General features: G+C 65.4%; 23 protein-coding genes. 9 read left to right on the top strand and 14 right to left on the bottom strand.

The window, feature by feature from the left end; all coding sequences use genetic code 11:
- Window positions 1-4 precede the first annotated feature (4 nt).
- From QNI11_RS05525 to QNI11_RS05555, 7 genes are all read right to left on the bottom strand, one after another.
- Window positions 5-796, bottom strand: coding sequence for an IclR family transcriptional regulator (locus QNI11_RS05525; protein WP_283982627.1), 792 nt, complete (start codon window positions 794-796; stop codon window positions 5-7).
- Window positions 796-1,500 carry a type 1 glutamine amidotransferase gene (locus QNI11_RS05530; protein ID WP_100927417.1) on the bottom strand — a complete coding sequence of 235 codons (705 nt, stop codon included), beginning with the start codon at window positions 1,498-1,500 and terminating at the stop codon, window positions 796-798. Before QNI11_RS05530 ends, QNI11_RS05525 begins: the two co-directional genes overlap by 1 nt.
- On the bottom strand, window positions 1,500-2,789 hold the full coding sequence (locus QNI11_RS05535; protein WP_283982629.1) for a glutamine synthetase family protein: 1,290 nt from the start codon (window positions 2,787-2,789) through the stop codon (window positions 1,500-1,502). Before QNI11_RS05535 ends, QNI11_RS05530 begins: the two co-directional genes overlap by 1 nt.
- 180 nt (window positions 2,790-2,969) lie before the next feature.
- Window positions 2,970-4,226, bottom strand: coding sequence for a cytochrome P450 (locus QNI11_RS05540; RefSeq protein WP_283982630.1), 1,257 nt, complete (start codon window positions 4,224-4,226; stop codon window positions 2,970-2,972).
- On the bottom strand, window positions 4,207-5,811 hold the full coding sequence (locus tag QNI11_RS05545) for a tripartite tricarboxylate transporter permease (RefSeq protein WP_283982631.1): 1,605 nt from the start codon (window positions 5,809-5,811) through the stop codon (window positions 4,207-4,209). Before QNI11_RS05545 ends, QNI11_RS05540 begins: the two co-directional genes overlap by 20 nt.
- On the bottom strand, window positions 5,811-6,344 hold the full coding sequence (locus QNI11_RS05550) for a tripartite tricarboxylate transporter TctB family protein (RefSeq protein ID WP_283982632.1): 534 nt from the start codon (window positions 6,342-6,344) through the stop codon (window positions 5,811-5,813). Before QNI11_RS05550 ends, QNI11_RS05545 begins: the two co-directional genes overlap by 1 nt.
- A 69-nt stretch (window positions 6,345-6,413) precedes the next feature.
- Complete coding sequence (locus QNI11_RS05555) at window positions 6,414-7,349, bottom strand: tripartite tricarboxylate transporter substrate binding protein (RefSeq protein WP_100927412.1); 936 nt, start codon at window positions 7,347-7,349, stop codon at window positions 6,414-6,416.
- Between the two features lie 181 nt (window positions 7,350-7,530).
- Here QNI11_RS05555 and QNI11_RS05560 point away from each other — a divergent pair, with 181 nt between their 5' ends.
- The 7 genes from QNI11_RS05560 (at window position 7,531) to QNI11_RS05590 (ending at window position 15,502) form a co-directional block, all read left to right on the top strand.
- A complete protein-coding gene (locus QNI11_RS05560; protein ID WP_283982633.1) occupies window positions 7,531-9,018 on the top strand; it encodes an aldehyde dehydrogenase in 1,488 nt (495 codons plus the stop codon).
- A gap of 1 nt (window position 9,019) precedes the next feature.
- Entirely contained in the window at window positions 9,020-10,270 is a 1,251-nt protein-coding gene (locus QNI11_RS05565) for a Tm-1-like ATP-binding domain-containing protein (protein ID WP_283982634.1), read from the top strand.
- An 81-nt stretch (window positions 10,271-10,351) separates the two neighbouring features.
- The gene (locus QNI11_RS05570) at window positions 10,352-11,152 is read left to right on the top strand and encodes a TIM barrel protein (protein WP_283982635.1); all 801 of its coding nucleotides are present in this window, start codon (window positions 10,352-10,354) and stop codon (window positions 11,150-11,152) included.
- 264 nt (window positions 11,153-11,416) lie between these two features.
- On the top strand, window positions 11,417-12,805 hold the full coding sequence (cysG, locus tag QNI11_RS05575) for a siroheme synthase CysG (protein WP_283982636.1): 1,389 nt from the start codon (window positions 11,417-11,419) through the stop codon (window positions 12,803-12,805).
- A gap of 79 nt (window positions 12,806-12,884) precedes the next feature.
- A complete protein-coding gene (tsaA, locus tag QNI11_RS05580) occupies window positions 12,885-13,361 on the top strand; it encodes a tRNA (N6-threonylcarbamoyladenosine(37)-N6)-methyltransferase TrmO (RefSeq protein WP_283982637.1) in 477 nt (158 codons plus the stop codon).
- 408 nt (window positions 13,362-13,769) lie between these two features.
- Window positions 13,770-14,630: a hypothetical protein gene (locus QNI11_RS05585; protein ID WP_283982639.1), complete on the top strand. Its 861-nt coding sequence runs from the start codon at window positions 13,770-13,772 to the stop codon at window positions 14,628-14,630.
- A gap of 296 nt (window positions 14,631-14,926) precedes the next feature.
- The gene (locus QNI11_RS05590; protein ID WP_283982640.1) at window positions 14,927-15,502 is read left to right on the top strand and encodes a hypothetical protein; all 576 of its coding nucleotides are present in this window, start codon (window positions 14,927-14,929) and stop codon (window positions 15,500-15,502) included.
- Here the strand turns inward: QNI11_RS05590 and QNI11_RS05595 are convergent.
- The 4 genes from QNI11_RS05595 to QNI11_RS05610 all read right to left on the bottom strand — a co-directional run bounded on the left by QNI11_RS05595 (window position 15,499) and on the right by QNI11_RS05610 (window position 18,365).
- Window positions 15,499-16,824: a type II toxin-antitoxin system HipA family toxin gene (locus QNI11_RS05595; protein WP_283982641.1), complete on the bottom strand. Its 1,326-nt coding sequence runs from the start codon at window positions 16,822-16,824 to the stop codon at window positions 15,499-15,501. The two genes, QNI11_RS05590 and QNI11_RS05595, sit on opposite strands and share 4 nt — an antisense overlap.
- A gap of 1 nt (window position 16,825) precedes the next feature.
- Window positions 16,826-17,074 carry a helix-turn-helix transcriptional regulator gene (locus QNI11_RS05600; RefSeq protein WP_283982642.1) on the bottom strand — a complete coding sequence of 83 codons (249 nt, stop codon included), beginning with the start codon at window positions 17,072-17,074 and terminating at the stop codon, window positions 16,826-16,828.
- Between the two features lie 319 nt (window positions 17,075-17,393).
- The gene (locus QNI11_RS05605; protein WP_283982643.1) at window positions 17,394-17,780 is read right to left on the bottom strand and encodes a hypothetical protein; all 387 of its coding nucleotides are present in this window, start codon (window positions 17,778-17,780) and stop codon (window positions 17,394-17,396) included.
- Between the two features lie 309 nt (window positions 17,781-18,089).
- A complete protein-coding gene (locus QNI11_RS05610; RefSeq protein WP_283982644.1) occupies window positions 18,090-18,365 on the bottom strand; it encodes a hypothetical protein in 276 nt (91 codons plus the stop codon).
- Between QNI11_RS05610 and istA the strand changes: the two genes are divergently transcribed.
- Window positions 18,364-19,896 carry an IS21 family transposase gene (gene istA, locus QNI11_RS05615; RefSeq protein ID WP_283982645.1) on the top strand — a complete coding sequence of 511 codons (1,533 nt, stop codon included), beginning with the start codon at window positions 18,364-18,366 and terminating at the stop codon, window positions 19,894-19,896. The two genes, QNI11_RS05610 and istA, sit on opposite strands and share 2 nt — an antisense overlap.
- Window positions 19,886-20,680: an IS21-like element helper ATPase IstB gene (istB, locus tag QNI11_RS05620; protein ID WP_283983485.1), complete on the top strand. Its 795-nt coding sequence runs from the start codon at window positions 19,886-19,888 to the stop codon at window positions 20,678-20,680. The genes istA and istB overlap by 11 nt, the downstream gene beginning before the upstream one ends.
- 156 nt (window positions 20,681-20,836) lie before the next feature.
- Here istB and QNI11_RS05625 read toward each other — a convergent pair whose 3' ends face one another.
- From QNI11_RS05625 to QNI11_RS05635, 3 genes are read right to left on the bottom strand one after another with little or no spacing between them, the layout of a single operon-like run.
- Window positions 20,837-21,082 carry a hypothetical protein gene (locus QNI11_RS05625; RefSeq protein ID WP_283982646.1) on the bottom strand — a complete coding sequence of 82 codons (246 nt, stop codon included), beginning with the start codon at window positions 21,080-21,082 and terminating at the stop codon, window positions 20,837-20,839.
- Window positions 21,083-21,084: 2 nt separating this feature from the next.
- Window positions 21,085-21,489 (bottom strand): hypothetical protein, encoded by a 405-nt coding sequence (locus QNI11_RS05630; protein WP_283982647.1) that lies wholly within the window; start codon window positions 21,487-21,489, stop codon window positions 21,085-21,087.
- On the bottom strand, window positions 21,489-22,253 hold the full coding sequence (locus QNI11_RS05635; RefSeq protein ID WP_283982648.1) for a hypothetical protein: 765 nt from the start codon (window positions 22,251-22,253) through the stop codon (window positions 21,489-21,491). Before QNI11_RS05635 ends, QNI11_RS05630 begins: the two co-directional genes overlap by 1 nt.
- Window positions 22,254-22,313 lie beyond the last annotated feature (60 nt).

The following is a 22,313-nucleotide window of genomic DNA, read 5'->3' on the forward strand; positions in this document are numbered from 1 at the left end:
CCTCTTATCGTTCCGCCGGTGTGGGCCGGCGTGTGTCATGTGTCTCGGGCCATGCCCCGCCCAGCGAGCGCGAGGCGTCGCGGGCGGCATGGCGCAGTTTGTCAGCGATTTCCACAAGGCGCTCGGGGTGGGCGCGGACTGCCGGAACAGCGACTGACAGCGCGCCGATCACCCGTCCGCCCTCGCCATAGATCGGCACCCCCTGAGAGGCGACCTCCGCGTCGAAGGTGCCGTCCGACTGGGCGAGCCCGCTTTGCCGGACCTCTTCGATCATGGCCTTCAGGCGGGCCGGATCGGTGACCGTCTTGCCGGTGTGATGGGTCAGCGGCCGCGACAGGACGCGCGCGCGCAGATCTTCCGGACCGAAGGCCAGCACCGCCAGCCCGGAGGAGGTGGCGTGCAGCGGCAGCACCTCGGCCTCGTCGAAATGGACCTGGATGCCATGCAGGTGGGGATCGGCATGAACCACCGTCGACAACGCGTCGCCCTGCAGGATCGAGGCGTGGGCCAGCTCTCCCGTCGCTTCCGCCAGCGCCGACACGATGGGCCGGAGCAGCTTGCGCACCGGGAAGGCGGCCTCGCGCACCCCGGCCAGCCGCAAGAGCGCAGGACCGAGCCGGTAGGCGCGCGTGACGGGATGCTGTTCAAGGAACCCGTTCTCCGTCAGTTCGGTCAGGTGACGGTGCACCGTCGCCTTGTCGCGCCCGGCGAGGCGGGCGAACTCGCCCAGCCCGATCTCCGCCCGCGCGGCGGTGAAATGGTTCAGCAGGTCCAGCGCCTTGGTGATCGTGCCCATCAGCGCCCCCACTCGAAGAAGCGGGCGATCTCCTCGCCGATGAAGCTCCGGTCGGCCGGTTCGTGAAGGCTCTGCCGGGCGCGTGCCGTGACCTCGGGGCCGACCACGTCCGCGTATTCCTCCACCAGATCGCAGATGAACCCGTGCGACATTTCCGGGTGGTGCTGCACAGTGAACAGGTGATCGCACATCATCAGCCCGGCCACCGGCAGACCGTCGCCCTCGTACACGATGTCAGTGCCTTTGGGCGCCTCGGCCACCTGCTCGATGTGCGAGCCGTAGAACCGCATCTGCTCCGGACCGATGGCCCATGGCATCGGTGTGACACGGTGCAGCGGCAAAAGGCCATGCCCCCAGCCACCCGGATTGCGGACGATCCGGGCGCCGAGCGCGCGCGCGATCAACTGGTGGCCGAAACAGGCGCCGTACACCTTTTGCCGCCGGTCGATGGCCGCCAGCACCAGCTTCTTCAGGCGCAACATCCACGGGGCATCCTCCGTCACGCTGGCCGGGCTTCCGGTGATCACCAGCCCGTCGAACGCCGACACGTCCTCGGGAAAGTCGTCCTTGCACACCCAAGAAGGAGAGAACCGCCAGTCCGGTCGGGCGGTGCCCAGCAGTGTCGCGAACTTCTCGCCGTCGTCGGGGCGGGCCGCGGCGAAGTCGCTGAAATCGGTGTTGGTTATGAGGATGGCGATGTGCATCACACGAACCACACGTAGAAATCGAGAAGGGCGTTCGGTTCAAGGTCGCGGGTCTTTCGGAACTCACGCTCCTTCATGAAGACCTGATGCGCGCAAAGCTCCGGTCCCACGGCCTCTGCCAGCGCGGTGTCGGCGGACAGGTCGCGCACAGCTTGCCGCAGGTTCTGCGCGGTGCTCTCCTTGGCATCGATGCGGTCGAAGCCGTCGCCCGTCTCCATCGGCGGCAGGTCGTACTTGCCTTCTACCCCCAGACGCGCGGCTTGAAGCACGGCGGCGGCGGCGGTGTAGGGGTTGGCGGAGGCATCGGCCATCCGGTGTTCCAGCCGCGCCTTGGCGCCGCCCTCGGTCGAGATGCGCGTGGTCACGCCGCGATGATCGCCACCCCAGTTCCGCCAGTAGCCCGACATGGCGCCGGGTTGCAGGCGCAGGTAGCTGCCGGTCGTCGGCGCCACCAGCGCGGCCAGCCCCTTGTGGTGGCGCACCAGCCCGGCAAGGCAGCCGCGCGACAGGTCGTTCAGGTGGTCGGGGCCGCCTTTCGGCCCGGTCGACAGCGCGTTCCGGCCGCCCTCGTCGGCGAAGGAGAAGTTGATGTGCATCCCCGAACCGCCCAGTTCGGGGATGGGCTTCGGCAGGAAGGTCAGCACGACGCCGTGGTTCAGCGCAATTTCGCGGGCCATCTGGCGGAACAGCACGATATCGTCCACCGCCTTCAGCGCGTCGTCAAAGGTCAGCGTGTATTCATACTGCGGGCTGTCATATTCGGCGGTGATCATGTCCAGCCGGAACCCGAGCGCCTCGGCCTTGGCCCAGATCATGTCGTTGATGTGCATCGGATCGGCGAAGGGGCCGGTGCCGTAGACCACGCCGCCCGGCGCATCGTAGGGCCGCAGGCGTCCGGTCTCGTCTCCCTGGAGGGCGAAGGCCTCCAGCTCGATCCCGAGCTTTGGTTTGAGGCCCAGCTTCTCCCACTCCGCGATGGCGCGTTTCAGCGCGCCGCGGGGGCAGAGGGGCAGGGGGCCGTCCTCGTCGTAGAGGTCGCCCAGAACCACGCGGGTCGACGGTTCCCACCCCTCGCGGATGTCGGAGGCCTGCCAGCGCAGTTCCATGTCGGGCATCCCCTCGCGCACCCTGGCGTGCGGCGCGTCCAGCAGCAGGTCGCGGTCATAGTGCACGCCAAAGGTCGCGCGGGCGAAACGGCTGCTTTCGTCGCCGATCTTCGATCCCGGCAGATACTTCCCCCGGCAGATCGAGAGGTGGTCGCAGAACATGGCGCGCAGGCGGTCTTGCATATGGTCCTCAAGTAGCGAAGCGGTAGGACATGGAACCTGTCCTCAAGTAGCGAAGCGGGTAGGACACGAACCTGTCCTCAAGTAGCGAAGCGGTAGGACAAGGAACCTGTCCTCAGGTAGCGAAGCGGTAGGACACGAACTGTCCTCAGGTGGCGAAGCAGCAGGCATGGGGCCGGTGCCCTAGGCCGGGGTTACTGTCACGGGCAGACGTTTGATACCGTTGACGAAGTTGGATCGGACGAACGCTTCCGGCCCGGCGGGGGCGATGGCCTTGATACGGGCGCAGAGCTCCTGGAACAGCACGCGCACCTCCAGCCGGGCGAGGTGCATCCCGAGGCAGACATGCGGGCCGCCCTGGCCCCAGGCAAGTTGCCTGTTGGGCTTGCGTGTCAGGTCGAGCCGGTAGGGATCGTCGAACACCGTGTCGTCGCGGTTGGCGGAGGCGAACCAGTAGAGTACCTTGTCGCCCGCGCGGATGGTCTGGCCGTGCACTTCCACGTCTTTCGTCGCGGTGCGGCGGAAGTAGGTGGCGGGGGAGGCCCATCGGACGATCTCGTCGGTGCCGGTGACCCAGACCTCGCCGGACTGGAACTGCTGCAGCAAGCCGGGCTGACGGGCCAGCGCCTGTATGCCCGCGGCGATGGAATAGCGGGTGGTGTCGTTGCCCGCCGCCACCAGCAGGCAGAAGAAGTTGCGGAACTCGGTTTCCGAAATCGTCTCGCCGTTCTCGTCGGGCTGAAGGACCATGTGCAGCACGCCGTCCGTGTCCCCGGCGGCGTTCTTCCGGTCCATCAGGTCACGGGCATATTCGTACAGTTCCGCCCCGGCGGGGGAGTTGAACGGCATCATCCGGTAGGCGTCGGTGTCCATCCGGTCGACCACATGCTCGGTGAAGTCGGGGTCCGAATTGGCCATCAGCGCATCGCCCTTCTCGACCAGCCAGGGCAGGTCCACTTCGGGTGTGCCGAGGATCTGGCCCAGCATCCGCATCGGCAGTTCGCGGGCGATCTCGCGCGTGGCGTCGAAGGTGCCCATCTCCAGCGCGCGGTCGAGGATCGGCCCGCAAAGGTCGCGGATTTGCCCTTCGAAGCCTGCCACCACGGGGGCGGAGAATGCCTTGGCCACCTTCATGCGGACCTTGCGGTGCTCGCGCCCGTCCGTCTCCTGGAAGGTGCGGCGGGCCATGTATTCCTCGTGGGTCTGGTCCTCCATCCGGATGCCGCGGGCGGAGGTGAAGGTCTCCGTGTCGCGGATCATCTGCACCACGTCCTCGTGCCGCGTGATCGACCAGTAGCCCTTGCCATGCGCGAAGTCCGACCAGGCACACGGCGCCTCGGACCGCATGCGGGCGAAGGTGTTGTACGGCGCGCCGTCCGCAAAGGAATCGTGGGAGCCGAGATCGGCGTGCCCGTCGTCTTCAGGAACCCAGATGGTCATAGGTGCGCTTTCTGCGTTGGATTTTCAGGCGGTCGTCGAAGTGGCGGATCTTGCGCCCCGAGATGCGTTTCGCGAAGCGGGCCGACGACTTGCGGGCCAGGCTGCGGCGGTCCACCGGCCGCCAGTCGCGCCACGTCTTCCAGATCGTGCTGACGACAATCAGCACGATCACCGCGAAAAGCACGAAGGCAATGGGCCGGTCGATGAAGTCCCACGGCGTGTTCACCCGGTTCATCGCGGCGCGCAGCTTCACCTCCATGATGTTGCCCAGCACCATGCCCAGCACGATGGGCACAATGGGCAGGTTCAGCCGCTTCAGCACGTAGCCGAACAGGCCGAAGACGGCGGCGATGGCGCAGTCGACCGCCGAGTTGCGGATCGAGTAGACGCCGACGAAGGACAGGAGCAGGATGCACATGCCGAGGAAGCGGTTGGGGATCTGCGTCAGCTTCACCAGCGCCCCGGTCGAGACCAGCAGGAAGGCCACCACCAGCACGTTCAGGATCAGCAGCGCGAGGTAGAGCGCCACGACGAAATCCATCTGGTAGAGGAACAGGCCCGGCCCCGGCACCACGTTGTGGACGTAGAAGACCGACAGCATCATGGCGGTCAGCGCCTCTCCGGGGATGCCAAGCGCCAGGAGCGGGATCATCGCGGCGGCGGGCACGGCGTTGTTCGCGGTCTCCGACGCGATCAGCCCTTCGGACGATCCATGGCCGAAGGCCTCCGGCGACTTCGACAGCTTGCGGGCCGAGGTGTAGGACATGAACTGCGCGGTGAATTCGCCCACGCCGGGGATCATGCCCATCAGCACCCCGAAAGAGGCGGAGATTCCGGCGACGCGCGGATGCCGCATCAGCTCCCGGAACCCCTGAAACAGCGAGCCGCGCGACCGGGGCATGCGGATCTTCTCGTCGTCCATGGTCAGCAGGAGGAAGGCCTGGCTCAGCGCGAAAAGGCCCAGCACCACCACGATCAGGTCGACGCCGGAGGCAAGCCATGTCTGCTCGAAGGTGAAGCGGCGGGTGTACTTGACCGGCTCCAGCCCCACCGTCGACAGCAGGATGCCGAAACCCGACAGCGCCGCGGCGATCAGCATCTGGCCCTTGTGCGCGGTCACCACGAGGATGATCCCCAGAAGCGCAGCGAGGAAGATCTCGCGCGAGCCGAACATCGGCGCGACCTTTGCCAGCACGGGCGACAGCAGGATCAGGCAGAGGACAGAGAAGATGCCGCCGAAGAAACTTGCGGAATAGGCCAGCGACAGGGCGCGGCGGCCCTCTCCGCGCAGGGTCATCGGGAAGCCGTCGTAGGTGGTCAGCGCATTGACCGCGGTGCCCGGGGTGTTGATCAGGATCGCGGGGATCGCGCCGCCGTACATCGACGACCCATAGATGCCCAGCAGCATGGTCAGGCCGACGATCGGGTCCATGCTGAAGGTGGCGGGCAGAAGGATGGCGATGGCGACGGCAGGGCCCACGCCGGGGATCGCACCGATGGCCACACCGCCGATGGAGCCGACCACCAGGGCCAGCATCACGTCCCAGCGGGCCAGAACGTCGAGGGCTGCGAAAAACACGTCCATCAGAGGTACTGCAGGGCAAAGCTGCGGAGCGCGTCCGGCAGCAGTTCATATAGCGCGGCACCGGGGATCTTCACGCCGAGGAACCCCTTGAACAGCAGGACGGTCCCCACGGCAAAGACCACGGCAAGCCACAGGTACAAGGAGGTGCGATATCCCAGCCGCCACGTCAGCGCAGCGGCGAAGGCGATGCTCATCGGCAGGAAGCCGATCCACGGCACGGCGAAGACATAGACCATGAACCAGACGGCGTATTCCATCGGCTCGAGCCATCGCTTGGCTTCGGCCCAGTCGGCGCCGATGGGGCGGCGGCGTTTCATCAGCCACAGGTGCAGACCGAAAGTCACGACCATGGTCACGATGGCGACCCCGGGCCAGAAGCGCGGCTGCGCGGCAAAGCTCTTGGCGTCCTCGATCCATGTGGTCTGCGTCGGGATCTGCACCAGCAGCACGAGCGACACCAGCAGCGCCGCGCCGATAAAGACGATCTGGCCAGAGACGCGGGTGCGCGCCTGAAGTTCGGATTCCGTGCTCACGATGGGTGGCCCTTGCCAGCGGGTGTGGGGAAGGGAGGGGCCGTCACGCGGCCCCTCCGGTGGCAGATGTTACTGGCCGAGCGCCTCGGAAATCGCGCCAAGCGTCTCCTTGTCCTTGGCGATGATCTCCGCGCTTTCCTCGGCGTTCTTCCAGTAGACCAGCGCGCCGGTTTCCTCGGCCACCTTCTGCGCGCGCTCGGACATCACGGTCTTCTCGGCAACGGCTGCGATCTTGTCGCGCACGTCCTGCGGCGTGTCCTTTCCGACGAACAGCCCGTTCCAGAGCGAGATGTTCAGCGACGGGTCCACCTCGCCGATGGTCGGCGTGTCGGGCACCTTCGAGATGCGCTCGCCGGTGATCGACACCAGCACCTTCACCTGGTCGAGGCAGGGCAGGACCAGTTGCAGCGTGGTGTTGATGACGTCCGCGTCGCCGGAGGCCAGCGTGTTGCAGTCCAGCGCGTCGAACGCCGCGTCGGAGGCCCATTCGAAATCCATGTTCGCGGCCAGCGCCTTGGTCACCTGCGTCGGCGTCAGCACGTCGCCGAAGTGGCCCAGCACCACGTCGTTTTCCCTGGCGTACTCGGCCAGTTCTTCCATGCTGGAGTAGGGGGCGTTGCCGCCTGCCGCGATCACGAAGGGGTAGGTCAGGAAGATGCCGATGGGGTCGAACTTCTCCGGCGCCAGTTCCGGGATGTCGATCTCGTGGCCGATCAGCGCGACGGCCGGGACAAACGATCCGATGGTGTAGCCGTCGGCGGGCGCGTTCGCCACCTCGATGGCGCCGGGGAAGGGGCCGCCGCCGCCGCCGGGCTTGTTCACGACCGCAGCCGCGACGCCGTATTCCTCCTGGAAGTCCTCGGCGATCATGCGGGTCAGCACGTCCTCGAGGTCGCCCGGGGGCCACGGCACGATGAAGGTGACCGGCTTCTCGGGATACTCGGCCAGCGCCGCACCGGCGGTCAGAGCCAGCGCCGCGACAGAGGCGGTGAAGATGGATTTCATGGTCGTCTCCCTGGTGTTGTGGATCATTATTTGAACCATCGGTATGAAAATATCATCAGACGCGATCTGCAACCTGTCAATCGTCTTCTTTGCGAAAAGGGCCGGATTGACAGCTGCCGCCATCGCCGCTCAATATATCACCACCACGGGTTTGAATAATGAACCAGCGAGGGGCGCACCAATGGACATGTCACGACTTTCCGAGCTGAGAACCGCAGAGGTTCCGCCCGCGCGCCACGTCATCGACGGCGCGTCCTGTGCTGCCTCCGATGGCGCCGAGATGGAGGTGATCTCTCCGCTCGACGGGCGCGTCCTGACCACCATGGCCAAGGGCACGCGGGACGATGCCGCCCGCGCCGTCACCGCGGCGCGCGCCGCCTTCGAGGACCGCCGCTGGGCGGGACGTGCCCCGGCCGACCGAAAGAAGGTCCTGCTGAAATGGGCCGACCTGATCGAGGCGCAGGCGCTCGACCTCGCTGTCCTGGGCGTGCGCGACAACGGGACGGAAATCGGCATGGCACTGAAGGCGGAGCCGCTCTCGGCCGCCGCCACGATCCGCTACTACGCCGAAGCCATCGACAAGATCGGCGGAGAGATTGCGCCGACTGCCGACGGCATCCTCGGCCTCGTTCACCGCGAACCGGCGGGCGTCGTCGCCGCGATCGTGCCGTGGAACTTCCCCCTGATGATCGGCGCGTGGAAACTGGGACCGGCGTTGGCGGCGGGCTGTTCGGTCGTCCTCAAACCCGCCGAAACCGCCTCCCTCACGCTGGTGCGGATCGCGGAACTGGCGCTGGAGGCCGGACTGCCGCCGGGCGTGCTGAACGTGGTCTGCGGCGAGGGCGCCGTGGTCGGCGACGCGCTGGCGCATTCCATGGACGTGGATGTGCTGGTCTTCACCGGCTCGGGCCCCACCGGGCGCCGCCTGCTCGAAGCCTCCGCCCGGTCGAACATGAAGCGCGTCTACCTCGAACTCGGGGGCAAATCGCCGAACGTGGTCTTCGCCGACGCCCCGGACCTGCGCGAGGCCGCCAAGGTCTCTGCCGCCGGGATCTTCCGCAATGCCGGGCAGGTCTGCGTCGCGGGCTCCCGCCTGCTGGTCGAACGCACCATCGCCGAAGAATTCACGGCGCTGCTGGCCGATGTGGCGCAGGGCATGAAGGTCGGCGATCCGCTCGACCCGGCGACCAACGCGGGCGCGGTCAATTCGCTGCGGCAACTCCAGCAGAACCTCGCCTTCGTCGAGGAGGCGCGCGGGCTGGGACGCACCGTGCTGGGCGGGCGCCGCATCCTCGAAGACACGGGCGGCTACTACATGGAGCCGACCATCGTCACCGGCGTCGCGCCCACCGACCGGCTCGCGCAGGAAGAGGTCTTCGGCCCGGTCCTCGCCGTCATGCCCTTTGACACTGAGGAGGAGGCGGTGGCGCTGGCGAACGGCACCGACTTCGGGCTGGCGGCGGCGGTCTGGACCTCCGACCTGTCACGCGCGCATCGCATGGTGCGCCGCATCCGGGCCGGTGTCGTGCATGTGAACACCTACGGCGGCACGGACCTGACCGTGCCCCTGGGCGGGGTGAAACAATCCGGCAACGGCCACGACAAGTCCCTGCACGCCTTCGACAAGTACCTCGACCTGAAGACCGCCTGGATCAAGCTGGAGCCCTGAGATGACCGACGCCTCGCCGGACCGCACCATCCTCGTCGTGGGCACCTACGACACCAAGAACGACGAACTGGACTATATCGCCGGGGTGATCCGGGGGCAGGGCGGCGGCGTGCTGACGATGGACGTGAGCGTGCTGGGCGATCCCGAACGCCCCTGCGACGTCTCGAAGCACGATGTGGCCGAAGCGGGCGGATCGTCCATCGCAGCGGCCATCGCCACGGAGGATGAAAACGCCGCGATGCAGATCATGGCGGCGGGGGCCTCTGCCGTGGCGCTCCGGCTCCATACCGAAGGGCGGATCGACGGGGTGATCGTGCTGGGCGGCACCATGGGCACGGACCTCGCGCTGGACGTCTGCGCGGCACTGCCGCTGGGTGTGCCGAAATACGTGGTCTCGACCGTCTCCTTCTCGCCGCTGATTCCGGCGGAACGGCTCGCGGCGGACATCCAGATGATCCTCTGGGCGGGCGGTCTCTATGGCCTGAACTCAGTCTGCAAGGCATCGCTGTCGCAGGCCGCGGGCGCGGTGCTGGGCGCCGCCCGTGCCGTTGAACGCCCCGACCGCGACCGCCCGCTGATCGGCATGACCTCCTTCGGCAAGACCGTGCTGCGCTACATGGTGGCCCTGAAGCCGGAGCTGGAGGCGCGCGGCTTCGAGGTCGCCGTCTTCCACGCCACCGGCATGGGCGGGCGCGCCTTCGAGTCGCTGGCCGCCGAGGGCGCCTTTGCCTGCGTCATGGACTTCGCGCCGCAGGAGGTGGGAAACCACCTCATGGGCTCGACGATCAGCGCCGGAGCGGACCGCATGACCAACGCCGGACGGCGCGGCGTGCCGCAGATGGTGGCGCCGGGGTGCTACGACCTCGTGGACTTCGTCGGCTGGCAGGCGGCGCCCGCGCGGCTGGCGGATCAGGAAGTCCACGCCCACAACCGCCTCCTGTCCTCCGTCCTGCTGGACGCCGCTCAGCGCAGGGAGGTGGCGCAGGCCCTCTGCGCCAAGCTGGCGAAGGCCGAAGGCGAGACGGTCTTCTTCCTCCCCCTGCAAGGCGGCAACGAATGGGATCGCCCGGGCGCACCGCTGCATGACGCCGAAGGGCTCGCTGCCTTCATCGACGAGGTCCGCAAGGCCTGCCCGCCGAACGTCACACTGCGCGAGCTGGGCGCCCACATCAACGACACCGCCTTCACCGATGCGGTGCTCGAAACCTTCGATGCCTGGGTCGCCTCCGGCATCGTCAGGCCTGCCGCTTGAGCGGAAACCCTTGTGCGGCGCGCCGGGCCGTGGTCGTCTCTCCATGGTGCCGCGCCACGGATCGCGGCAGGGGAGGGACCGATGCAGCTTGCGCTCAACCACATGACGACGCCGCGCCTCGACTGGAGGGCGCTTTTGATGTTGGCGAAGCGCACCGGCTGCGCGGGCGTGGAATTCCGCAACGACCTGGGCCGCCCGCTGTTCGAAGGCTTCACCGCTGAAACCGTCTGCGAGGAGGCTCAGGCACTGGGGCTGCGCATCTTCGGGCTGAGCCAGGTCGGCATGTTCAACGACTGGTCCGATGCAAAAGCGCAGGAGGTGGCCTCGCTCATCACCATCGCGCAGGATCTTGAGGCCGAGACCATCAGCCTGATCCCGCGTAACGACGGCACCGGGCTCGACGATCTCGACGCGGTGAAGACCGCCCTGAGGGAGATCCTGCCGCTTCTGGAAGAGGCCGACATGACCGCGCTGGTGGAGCCTTTGGGCTTCGTCCAGTCCTCGCTGCGCACAAAGGCCGAGGCCATCGAGGCCATCGAAGCGGTGGGCGGCGCGGGTCGTTTCAAGTTGGTGCACGACACCTTCCACCACTTCCTGTCCGGCGAGACGGAGATCTTCGCCGACTGGACCGGCATGGTGCATGTCTCGGGCGTGACCGATCCCGACATCTCGTTGGTCACCATCGCGGACCGCGACCGGGGCGTGGTGACGGAGGACGACCGGATGGGCAACCTGGGCCAGCTCTCGGCGCTGGAGGCGGCGGGCTACAGTGGCCCGGTGTCGATGGAGGCCTTCGCGCCGGAGTTCCACAATCTGCCCGCCGAGAAGGCGGAGGGCCTTCTCATGGCCTCCTTCGACCTGCTGCGCACCGTCACCGGCTGATCCCCTTGCCATTCGTGGGCGCCAATCCCGCACGAAATGCCGCTGTTTTGGGCGTCTCAACGGCTGCAAAGGCAAACATGCGGCAGCGCGGCATGTTTGGCTTGCGCCGAATCGCGGGCCGCCGTTAAGGCTTCGATCAGCGGCAACGGCGTCGCTGTTCCCGAAAACGGGTGAAATGAGCAAGGCTGCTCGATGCGTCACGACATGGGTCGTGACCGTGTCGGCGGCCTTTTCGCGTTCTGGAGACAAGTCTGGAGACTGGACATGAAGAATTTTCCGATGTTCCTGCGCATGGACGGACGCCGTGTGGTCATCTGTGGCGGCGGAGAGGAGGCGGCTCGCAAATGCCGGCTCGTGCTGAAGACCGAGGCCGAGATCGTCGTCACCGGCCCCATCGGAGATCCTGAGCTGGACGGCCTCATCGCCTCTGGCCGGGTGCGCCATGAGGCCGCCCCGGACGCACGCACTTTCGACGGCGCGGCGCTGTCGTTCATCGCCACCGGCTGCCCCGCGCATGACGCCTCGCTGGCCTGCCTCGCGCGGGCGGCCGGGGCGGTGGTCAACGTCGTCGACCGGCCCGAGATGTGCGATGCCTTCACGCCCTCCATCGTCGACCGCGATCCGGTTGTCGTCGCCATAGGCACCGAAGGCGCGGCCCCCGTCCTGGGCCGCCGCATCAAGACCGACATCGAAACAATGCTGCCGCCGCGCCTCGGACCCTTCGTGGCGCTGGTGGGCCGCCTGCGCGGCGCGGTCGCCGAACGTATCACCCCGCAACGCCGCCGCGGCTTCTGGGAATGGGCCTTCGATGGCGAACCCTTCCGCGCCCACCTCGACGGGCGGGAACGTGAGGCCGCGCGCCTGTTGAAGGACGCCGTGAACGCAGGCGCCGCCCCCGAAGCCAGGGGTCACATCGCGCTGGTCGGTGCAGGCCCGGGCGCGCGCGACCTGCTGACCCTGCGCGCGGTCCAGCGGTTGCAGCAGGCCGACGTCATCTTCTACGACCGCCTGGTCGATCCGGAGGTGCTGGAGCTTGCCCGCCGCGACGCCGACCGGGTCTACGTCGGCAAGGAGGTGGGCGCCTGCGCCTGGCCGCAGGATCACATCGACCGGCTGATCGTCGCCGAAGCCGGTAAGGGGCGCCGCGTCGTCCGCCTGAAATCCGGCGACCCTTCGGTCTTCGGCCGCGCGGCGGAGGAGCTGGCCGCCGCCGAAGCCGCCGGCATCGAGGTGGAGATCGTCCCCGGCATCACCGCCGCCTCTGCCGCCGCCGCCCGCCTGAAGACACCGCTGACCGAGCGCGGAGAGATCGACACATTTGCCATCACGACCGGCACCTGCCAACCCGGCGAGGCCGATCCGGCGCGCGCGCGCCTTGCACATCCGGGAACGGCGGTGGCCTTCTACATGGCGGTGGAGAAGGCCGGCGCGGTGCGCCGCGACCTCATGGAGGCCGGTGCCCCCGGGGCCTGCCCGGTGGACATCGTGGCCTCGGTCAGCACGGAGGCCGAGCGGCATGTGGCCTGCACGCTCGACACGCTGCCCGACACGATCCGCGCCGAAGGCGTGCGCAGTCCAGCGATCCTGTTTGTGCGCTACCCGAAGTCCATGGCGGCCGCGTCGCATCCCGCCACGCTCGTCGCGGCAGAGTAACCCTTTTCCGGCTCTGGCCTTTCCCCGCGCCCCACGCCAGCATGAGCCGCGGCGATGTGGCACCAGGGGGAGGGGGAGCATGACCGACAAGGACATCCGCGCAGGGGAAGCGACGGTCGCTGATGCCCCGGCAGACGACGCCCGGCTGACTTTCATCGGCCGCATCAGAACGCCCTGGACCGACCGGCGCGATTGTCCGCGGCAGGGCAGCGAAGACGGGCCGGAATGCACGCTCGTCGTGGACGAGGCCTGGCACCCGGCGCTCGCCGGCCTAGAGGCCTACGCCACGATCGAGGTCCTCTACTGGCTCGACCGGTCCAGGCGAGACCTCCTCACCCAGTCGCCCCGCGCCGACGGCACGACCTTAGGCACCTTCGCGCTCCGCTCTCCAGTCCGGCCCAATCCCATCGGCACATCCATCGTCCGCCTCGACGGGATCGAGCACGGCACCCTCACCGTGCGCGGCCTCGACTGCCTCGATGGCACGCCGCTGCTGGACATCAAACCGGACCGCGCCCTCTTCATCCCGAAAGCCCCGCCCAAGCCGGGCGTGTGACGTGCGCCGATCCTCTTCAATTGGCCGCAAGCCAAGTGGGGGTATGGAATAAACCCACGTACTTCTGGGGAATGTCGGTCCGAACGGGAGGACGATCAAAACGGCCGCTTGCAGATAGCGGTCCATTCATAATTGATGTTTGAAAAAATATGTTGCCCGGTGGCGGAATCGAATCGCCGACACGAGGGTCTTCAATCCCAAATTGTGGATGGAAGATCAGTCGGTTACGGGCGAATTTTCTGTCAAACCCACCACGGAAAATCAGGCACTTACGGGCCGATTGTCAAACCATTTGCGGGCCCGGAAAGGGGCTTTGGGCGGATGGTGCGGCGGCGTTTTCGGTTCTGTCAAGCGGTATGATCCGTCGCCTTTGACACGCCGCCGCGCCCCCTTCCCGGGGACCCGCGCATGAGCTGGAAGGTCGCCAATCTCTGCGCCGACCGCATCTTCGGCAGTGCCGCGCGCAAACAGATCATCATGTTCCTGGCCGACAAGGCGAGCGATGACGGTTCGGGCATCTGGTGTTCCAAGGGCACGATCCAGCGGCACACGGAGCTTGGCGAAAGCACGGTCAAGCGCACCATCACCGACTTCCTGCGCGAGGGCATCCTCGTCGAGACCGGACGGCGTCCCTGCAAGAACGGGTTCACCGTGATTTACCGGATCGTGCTGGACCGCGTGATGGCGCTGGAAAGCTCCGCCGAACCCGACGAAGGAACGGGGTCCACAGTGGACCCCGTCCAGCGTGACCCCGGTAGGGGGTCCAGGGTGGACGGGGTACCGGGTCCAGGGTGGACCCCAAACCACCCTGAAACCATCCCTAAACCACCAACGCGCAAGCGCGCGGAGGCGGCGGCGGTGGATGAACGGGTTGAAAGGATCTGGGCCGCCTACCCCAAGGACCGGCAGCGCGGGAAGGCGGCGAGCGCAGAGGCGATTGCCGAGGCACTGGCCGAGGGGATCGCCCCCGACGACCTGATGCGGGCCGTTCAGGCCTATGCGACCGAGAGCGCAGGCTTCACCCGCTCGAAGGTCTGCTTCTCGGATAACTGGTTCGCCACCCGCCGGTGGCAGCGTTTCCTTGAGGCGATGGCCGAGGAGCGGGAGGCCCGGACGGTTTTGGCCGCCGATCACCGCGCCCGGCTGGCCGCATGGGTCCGCGACCGCAGCCCGATGTGCAAACACATCACCGCCCCGCAGGTGAAGGAACTGATGGCGGCAGGGCTGGTGACCGATGGCCAGCTTCGCGCGGCGGGGTTGGCGGGATGAGGGCCGCGTTTTGCGCAGATTGCACCGCGCATCGCGTCCCGTGCATCGCGCTTTGCGGAACGTGTGCCCTGTCCCGCGTCCCCTGCGCCGCGCCTTCCGCATCGCGCATCGCGTTCTTTGCGCCGCGTTTCCTGCCCCGTGCCGTACGCATCGCGTTTCCCGCATCGCTTCCCCTGCACCCCGTCCAACCAAGCAAACCCACCGAAACGGACTCCAAGCCCCTGACCCGCCTCCGCTGTCGCTGGGAGGCGGGGGGCTTGGAGGAACTTGGCAAGAAATAGGAACGTAAACTTCACATGCGCCACCATCGCAAACTGACCGACGACGAACACCGCCAGATCATCGAGGCCCGCGCCGGAGGCACCCCTGCCGCTGCTCTGGCACGCCGCTTCGGCGTCTCGACCCGGACGATCTACAACACGCTGAGCCGGGCCAAAGGCGCACGCTCTGCTTCGACAACAACGATCAGCATGCGCCTGAGCGCGCGCCAGCTGGCGGGGTTTCAGGCCGCGCTGGCACGCCGCGGGATCACCGACCAACCCGCCGCCCTGCGCCGGTTGATGGGGGCGGCAGACATCCTGCTGCGCCCGGCCGATCCAGTCGTGCTCGATCACCTGCAAGCTTGGGGCGCGCAGGTCGCCACCGAGGGCGCTGCGGTCAACCATATCGCCCGCAAGCTGAACGAGGCCAAACTGCGCGGTCGCCCGATGCCCTTCACCGATGACGACATGACCACGATCCGCACCTTCGCCGGGGGCCTGGTCGAATTCGCCGAGGGGTTCCACATCCTTTGGGAGGAACAGCTGGCCGCGAAGACGCGCGAGGTCGACAAGGCGCTGGAGGGGTTGGCCGCAGGGCCACCGGAGTCCTAAAGCAGGTCCCGCATCTGCGCCGCCCGTTCCGTCGCATCGCCTGCGATCGGCTCGCTTACCGCCGCCGGGACCTGATCGCCCACCGCCAGAAGCGTCCGTTCCAGCGCAGGGCCCAGCCGATCTACCATGTCCTGCAGCAGCTCCAGGGCGCGGCCCTTGGGCAGACCCGCCGCGCGGCCCTCGGCCTCGAAGTGGCGGGGCACGATCTCGTCGATGCCGTAATGGCCATCGATCGACATGGCGAGGCGGTAGCGCTTGCGCTGCAAGCGTCCTGCGCGGACGACCGGGGCGACGCTCAGGATGTCATAGAGGGGCGCGAGGGTGAACCGCGCCCGACGCCCCAGACGCAGGCTGAAGTTCTTGGCGTGCCCGTCCGAGGCCCCGATCAGGAAGAAGAAGATCTGCGCCCGGAAGAACGTCTCCCGATCCTCGATGGGCGTGTCGGATTCCCGCAAAAGCTCCATGATCTGCGCGACGCCGGGGCCGCCCAGCCTCTGGTATTTCATGGCAGAGGGGTAACCCAGCGACTGGCAGATATCTTCTTGCGGCAGGCGCTTCAGGGTGTCGCCGTGCCAGACGCGGTCGAACCGTTCGACCGACAGCACGACCTGCCCGGGAAGAGTGAGCTTTTCGACATGCGCGACGGGCAGGCCGATTTCGCGCGCCAAGGTCATGCAGAACAACTCGTTCTCGACGCTGTCGCTCAGGTCGATCTGCTCGGGGCCGGGAATGATGCCCATGGGTGTCTTGAAGATATGGCTGGTCGGCGTGATGCCGCGCGGCTTGGCCCATTGGCTATCGATACGCAAATAGGCCGTCTTTTCCTGCGCGCCGGCGATGGAAATCCGGAAATCCTCGTCTTCACCTAGGGCGAGCGGCGCGGCGGCGAGGTTCTTCAGGTCGGCGACCATCTCCTCTTCCGAAATGACGCGATACTGCATGTCCGGCTCGGCTGGGGCCTCGTCCATCGGCAGGAATTGCAGCGCACCGACACAGTCACGCCCCAGCACGGACAACAGCGAGAACACATCCTTGCCCTGCGCTCCGACACGCGCGGCGATCTTCTCGCGCAGCTCGCCTTCGGCATCGGGAAGGAGGTTGTCGAAGGCGGCGACAACGGGATCACCCTGCCATTTGAGTTTGGACAGCGGAAGGGCACTGGCAACCGGAAAAGCGGCCTCGGATGCGAGCCAGTCAGGATCATAGGTGAACGCGATGGCCCCATCCGTCGCGCGGGTCAGTGTTCCTACCCTCGCTCTTTCGTACCAGACGGCTGTCTTGCTTTGGCGTGTGCGGCGACCAGCACGGGCGATCCGTGCCATCTTAGCGCTGCCCGGGGCCAGCTATACGATCCGTCGCGGACAGTTCCGCGCCGAGGGCCTCCAAGAGGCGCAGGTACACGTCGAGGCTGACGGAAACGACGCCGTTCTCGATATCGGAAATGGTGGATTGCGCCGTGCCCGTCATCTCGCCAAGCTGCTTCTGGCTGATCTTCCGCGCCGCTCGCCGCGCCTTCAGCACGGTTCCAGCTTGGCGCAGGCTTCGGATGGGGTGTGGCGTCAAACTCGTCATGTCGAATCGATAGCTTTTGGGCGATATTTTGTCAATATAGCCGATGAGCTATTTTGCAACATTATAGCTCCTGAGCCATAAGTGAGGCCGCTTCAAATGGGGCAGTCTTGGAGCCAACATTGGGAGCATTGGAATGATACCGTATATCTCTAGTTGATCTTGTAGAACCGAACCCGAAATTGCATTTTGTCTCCTAAAACCGTTATTTCGATGAGAGTTCAACCCTTTGCCGACCTTCCATCTCCCACGAAAACTGACGATAGGCGAGATGCAGATCTTGGAGGCCGACCTACTCCACAAGCCTGTAGTTGCAATCGTTCTAGCCGAACCTGGGGCGGGAAAAACTGCACTGTTGGCAAGTGTTGCAACACGCTTCGGCACCACACCGGTCAAAGCCAGCATCTTTGAAAGAACGCGTGCGCCCTGCATTGTTGTCGATGCTTTCGACGAGGTTGCTCGTATTGATCCCACCGGCCTTCATCGCACTCTGAAAGAACTGCGTCACACGGGAGCAGATCGCACAATCCTGTCGAGCCGGTCCGGAGAGTGGAGCGACGCGGACACTCGTCTGCTGCATGACATCATGGGTATGGAACCAATCGTTGCGAGGTTGGTCCCATTTGATCAAGACGAGCGGGCTCTGCTCTTCAGTCACCGACATCCAGACGCCAGCTTCGAAGACTTCCTTTCCGATGCCGCCCGCCACGACCTAACTCACCTCCTTGGCAATCCAGAGTTCCTGAACCTATTCGCGGATGCGTTCGCTCAGGCCGGAGGCCAATTCACGCAGCGACATGAGATTTTCAGCGACGCGGTTCGGTATCTCGCTCGCGAAACGAATAGGTCAGTTTCCACTCGGGACGCGCCCACAGCTGAGCAACGCATAGCTTGGGCAGACGAGGTCTTTGCGCGACTTCTCTTGTCAGGTTCCGATGGCGTTGCAATGGCAGATTTCGCCGAAGGCCCGACGTTCCCCCGTCTTGCAGACCTTGGCCTGCCCGACCACAGACTACCCTCAATCCTTGATACCCGCCTTTTTCGTCCAGCTGCAGGTGCCGACCGACATGAACCTGTCCATCGCATCGTTGCTGAGCATTGTGCAGCCCGCGCCCTTGTCCAACGGATTGATGATCCTGCAAACACTTTCACCGTAAATCAGTGTCTGAGTCTCGTGGCTGTTGATTTCCACCCAGAACTGACCCGGGAAGAGGCCAGATTTCCATTGAGAATTGACCCATGTGACCGTCCGCCCGAGCGCACTGAGCGACGGGGGCAATGGAGTGATCCACATGGGACTACTGAATGTCATACGGAAGATGGCCCTGCGCGAGCAGTTGCCCATCCGTGAGATCTCGCGCCGGACAGGCCTGTCGCGGAACACGATCAAGAAGTACCTGAAGGCCGGCACCGTGGAGCCGAAGTTCACGGTGCCAGAGCGCCCCAGCAAGCTCGATCCCTTCGCGGACAAGCTTGCGGCCTGGCTGAAGACCGAAGCCTCGAAGTCGCGCAAGCAGCGCCGCCCCCTGACGCATATTCATGCCGATCTGGTCGCTCTTGGGTACACTGGCTCCTACAACCGTGTGGCCGCGTTCGCTCGGGAATGGCGCAGGGAACGACAACGCGAGCAACAGACGACGGGGCGCGGTGTCTTCGTGCCCCTGTCGTTTCGGCCCGGCGAAGCCTTCCAGTTTGACTGGAGCGAAGATTACGCGGTGATCGGGGGTGAGAGGACCAAGCTGCAGGTCGCGCATATCAAGCTGTCGCACAGCCGCGTCTTCCTCGTCCGCGCCTATCTCCTGCAAACGCACGAGATGCTCTTCGATGCCCATTGGCATGCTTTCCGGGTGTTTGCCGGTGTGCCAGGCCGGGGCATCTACGACAACATGCGCACAGCGGTGGATCGCATCGGTCGCGGCAAGGAGCGTCAGATCAACATGCGGTTCCTCGCGATGGCCAACCATTACGTCTTCGAGCCCGACTTCTGCAATCCGGCGTCAGGCTGGGAGAAGGGGCAGGTCGAGAAGAACGTTCAGGATGCGCGACCACGGCTATGGCAACCAATTCCGAACTTCCCTGACCTAGCGTCGCTCAACGCGTGGCTGGAACAGCGATGCCTGCAGCTGTGGAAAGAGACGCCGCACGGCCATTTGCCTGGAAGCCTTGCGGACGTCTGGACCACGGAGCAGGCCGAGTTGATGCCGCTGCCGCCACCCTTTGACGGCTTCATCGAGCAAAGCAAACGGGTATCGCCCACGTGTCTCATCAGCTTCGAACGCAACAGGTACAGCGTGCCTGCGTCCTTCGCGAACCGTCCGGTCAGCCTGAGGATCTATCCGGATCGCCTCGTGATCGCTGCCGAGGGCCAGATCCTTTGCGAACATGAACGGCAGATCAATCGGTCCCACGACAAGCCGACGCGCACGATTTATGATTGGCGCCATTACCTTACGGTCATCCAGCGCAAGCCAGGCGCTTTGCGCAACGGAGCACCCTTCGCCGAGCTGCCAGGGGGCTTCCAGAAGCTGCAGGAGCTGATGCTGCGGCGCCCGGGCGGCGACAGGGAAATGGTCGATGTGCTTGCGCTCGTCCTGCACCACGACGAGCAGGTGGTCCTGACTGCTGTCGAACTGGCCTTGTCGGAAGGCGTCGCAACCAAAACCCATGTCCTCAACATCCTGCACCGGCTGATCGACGAGAAGGCGACAGACGGACCGACCATCGATACGCCGCAAGCCTTGCGCCTGCGCCGGGAGCCCAAGGCTGATGTCGATCGGTATGACAATCTTCGCGCCCGTGCCCCTGGTGACCGCCATGCGTCATGATCCAGCCAGCGGTGCCATCGTCATCATGCTGCGCAGCCTGAAGATGTATGGCATGTCCCAAGCAGTCACCGACCTGATCGAGCAAGGGGCCCCGGCGTTCGAGGCAGCGGTTCCGATCCTGACGCAACTGCTGAAGGCCGAAATCGCCGAACGCGAGGTCCGCTCGATTGCCTACCACATGAAGGCGGCTCGGTTCCCAGCCTATAAGGATCTCGCAGGATTTGACTTCTCAGCCGCCGAGATCAACGAGGCGACGGTGCACCAGCTGCACAGGTGCGAGTTCATCGATGCGACCGAGAACATCGTGCTCATCGGGGGGCCTGGAACCGGCAAGACACATGTTGCTACGGCCCTCGGCGTTCAGGCGGTTGAACACCATCGACGGAAGGTGCGCTTCTTCTCGACCATCGAACTGGTCAACACACTTGAGCAGGAAAAGGCCAATGGCAAGGCCGGTCACCTGGCCGAGACCTTGACACGCTTCGACCTCGTGATCCTGGACGAACTCGGCTACCTGCCGTTCAGCGCATCAGGGGGAGCGCTGCTCTTCCATCTCCTGAGCAAGCTGTACGAGCGCACCAGTGTGGCCATCACCACCAACCTCAGCTTCAGCGAATGGGCCACCGTCTTCGGCGATGCCAAGATGACCACCGCGCTGCTCGACCGCCTCACCCACCGCTGCCACATTTTGGAAACCGGAAACGACAGCTTCCGCTTCAAGGCCAGCACCGAGGCCGCAACCCGGAAACGGAAGGAGGCCACGCATGTCTTGACCCAACCGTGAACTGATCCGCATAACTCAAAAGGTGGGTCAGTTCTCGATGGAAAACCCGGGTCAGTTCTGGGTGGAAATCAACAACCGGGAGAGCTCACGCACACCGCGCACGGCACCGTCAATTGACGCTTTGAATGCGACTACAAGAGGCTTGCGGCGAGACATTTATTCCTCCTCGAGGTCGTCGAAATCAAAGGTGTCCGGATCAGAGAGATCGAGCAGGTCCCGGATGTGCTCCTCGAAAGCGTCTCCATCGGCTCGGGTGGCGAAGCGGGCGTCCAAGGCGGCAAGCACCCGGGCTTCCTTCCGGCGTTCCCGCCCCGCCTCGTCGAAGTGCAGGAGCTGGTAGAGTGTCAGCGCGTAGGGGTCATGGCCTTCCGAGCGAACACGCTCGATGAGCTTGGTGATCACCCCTACCTTGCGAGCTTGGCGAGGCGGCTGCTCAGTTGCTCCACCCCGCGGAAGAGCTTTCCCAGTGGCTCCTCCGGCACTCCATGATCCAGGCAGGCCAAGATGACTGGGATGAGCTCTTCCATGCTGAGCTCAGCCTCCGCGAGCTCCTCATCCGAAGCCCGCAGTCCCGCGCGAAGAGTGCAGAAGCAGGCACTCAGGCCGATGCGGCCGATTTCCTGGATCAGGAGTTCGACCCGGTTCTCGCTGTCCCCGATCCATATAGCGACGATCCCGGGGGCCTTGTTCATGACCTCGAAGGCATCACGCACCGTGAACCGGTATATGTCGAGCTCCACCCCGCGGAAGGGTATGGAGGCAACCGGGACATCAGCCGGTGATGCGGCCGGGGCCTTCGACAGGTGCATTACGCGTCGATCTCGATGAACCGGCCGAACGGCGCATCCGGGGTCTCCGGGTTCGCCAGAACTTCACCGGAGAGCGCCAGGGTGATGTGGCCAGTATCTTCCTTGACGATCGAGAGATCGCCATCGGGTGTCACGTTGATCAGGCACTTCTCGAGCTTGTAGCGCTTGTTGCCCCGCTTCTGCTTCTGGACGACCAGGAGTTCGCCAGTGATGCCGTCAGGCTCGGACATCATCGCCATCATGAGCCGCTCATCAGCGGAGACGATGGCCGGTGCGTCGAAGGTGACGTCGACTTGCGCCCAAGAGCCATTCTTGAACTCAATGGTGCCGGCAGATGCGTCGACATCGTAGTGGATGCCGGCTTCGAGCGCGTCGGTGCCATCGGTGACGATAACGTTCGTCACATTCAGGAGCCCGAGATTGATCATCGTTCCTTCGGAAACATCGGCCGCAGTTCGGATTTCAGCGGTGACGGCCTCTTGCGTGTGGACTTCTTCCTTCGCGGCGTTGGCGAGGGCCCAGTTCCGAGCCGAGCTTTCACGCAGGACGAACCGGATCGTCGCGTCGGACTCGGTGGTTTCGACGTCGCCTTTCAGGCGCGTTCCGGTGCCGGAAACCCAAATTGCTTCACGGGTCGTGTTGATGCTGCGGAACAGGCTTTCCAGGTGGCCGAGGTTGCGGAAATTCGCCTCGCCCGACTTCCGGAAGTTGGCCCACCCGCTCATGTTGCGGATGTTCTTGACGTTAGGGGCGGAGCTGCGCATTTCCCGGCTTCCTCAGTGACGATCTCTTACAGGAGATATCGGTCCCGAGGACGCGTTTCG

The organism is Sagittula sp. MA-2, from assembly GCF_030126985.1.
In the GTDB taxonomy this organism is placed as follows: domain Bacteria; phylum Pseudomonadota; class Alphaproteobacteria; order Rhodobacterales; family Rhodobacteraceae; genus Sagittula.

Bases quoted from the DNA above. Each gene is read 5' to 3' on its own strand.
- QNI11_RS05610 (WP_283982644.1), bottom strand. From the start codon at position 18,365: ATGTGGATCACTCCATTGCCCCCGTCGCTCAGTGCGCTCGGGCGGACG.
- QNI11_RS05560 (WP_283982633.1), top strand. From the start codon at position 7,531: ATGGACATGTCACGACTTTCCGAGCTGAGAACCGCAGAGGTTCCGCCC.
- QNI11_RS05525 (WP_283982627.1), bottom strand. From the start codon at position 796: ATGGGCACGATCACCAAGGCGCTGGACCTGCTGAACCATTTCACCGCC.
- tsaA (WP_283982637.1), top strand. From the start codon at position 12,885: ATGACCGACAAGGACATCCGCGCAGGGGAAGCGACGGTCGCTGATGCC.
- QNI11_RS05545 (WP_283982631.1), bottom strand. From the start codon at position 5,811: ATGGACGTGTTTTTCGCAGCCCTCGACGTTCTGGCCCGCTGGGACGTG.
- istB (WP_283983485.1), top strand. From the start codon at position 19,886: ATGCGTCATGATCCAGCCAGCGGTGCCATCGTCATCATGCTGCGCAGC.
- QNI11_RS05600 (WP_283982642.1), bottom strand. From the start codon at position 17,074: ATGACGAGTTTGACGCCACACCCCATCCGAAGCCTGCGCCAAGCTGGA.
- QNI11_RS05570 (WP_283982635.1), top strand. From the start codon at position 10,352: ATGCAGCTTGCGCTCAACCACATGACGACGCCGCGCCTCGACTGGAGG.
- QNI11_RS05565 (WP_283982634.1), top strand. From the start codon at position 9,020: ATGACCGACGCCTCGCCGGACCGCACCATCCTCGTCGTGGGCACCTAC.
- cysG (WP_283982636.1), top strand. From the start codon at position 11,417: ATGAAGAATTTTCCGATGTTCCTGCGCATGGACGGACGCCGTGTGGTC.
- QNI11_RS05530 (WP_100927417.1), bottom strand. From the start codon at position 1,500: ATGCACATCGCCATCCTCATAACCAACACCGATTTCAGCGACTTCGCC.
- QNI11_RS05535 (WP_283982629.1), bottom strand. From the start codon at position 2,789: ATGCAAGACCGCCTGCGCGCCATGTTCTGCGACCACCTCTCGATCTGC.
- QNI11_RS05590 (WP_283982640.1), top strand. From the start codon at position 14,927: ATGCGCCACCATCGCAAACTGACCGACGACGAACACCGCCAGATCATC.
- QNI11_RS05585 (WP_283982639.1), top strand. From the start codon at position 13,770: ATGAGCTGGAAGGTCGCCAATCTCTGCGCCGACCGCATCTTCGGCAGT.
- istA (WP_283982645.1), top strand. From the start codon at position 18,364: ATGGGACTACTGAATGTCATACGGAAGATGGCCCTGCGCGAGCAGTTG.
- QNI11_RS05555 (WP_100927412.1), bottom strand. From the start codon at position 7,349: ATGAAATCCATCTTCACCGCCTCTGTCGCGGCGCTGGCTCTGACCGCC.
- QNI11_RS05595 (WP_283982641.1), bottom strand. From the start codon at position 16,824: ATGGCACGGATCGCCCGTGCTGGTCGCCGCACACGCCAAAGCAAGACA.
- QNI11_RS05630 (WP_283982647.1), bottom strand. From the start codon at position 21,489: ATGCACCTGTCGAAGGCCCCGGCCGCATCACCGGCTGATGTCCCGGTT.
- QNI11_RS05635 (WP_283982648.1), bottom strand. From the start codon at position 22,253: ATGCGCAGCTCCGCCCCTAACGTCAAGAACATCCGCAACATGAGCGGG.
- QNI11_RS05540 (WP_283982630.1), bottom strand. From the start codon at position 4,226: ATGACCATCTGGGTTCCTGAAGACGACGGGCACGCCGATCTCGGCTCC.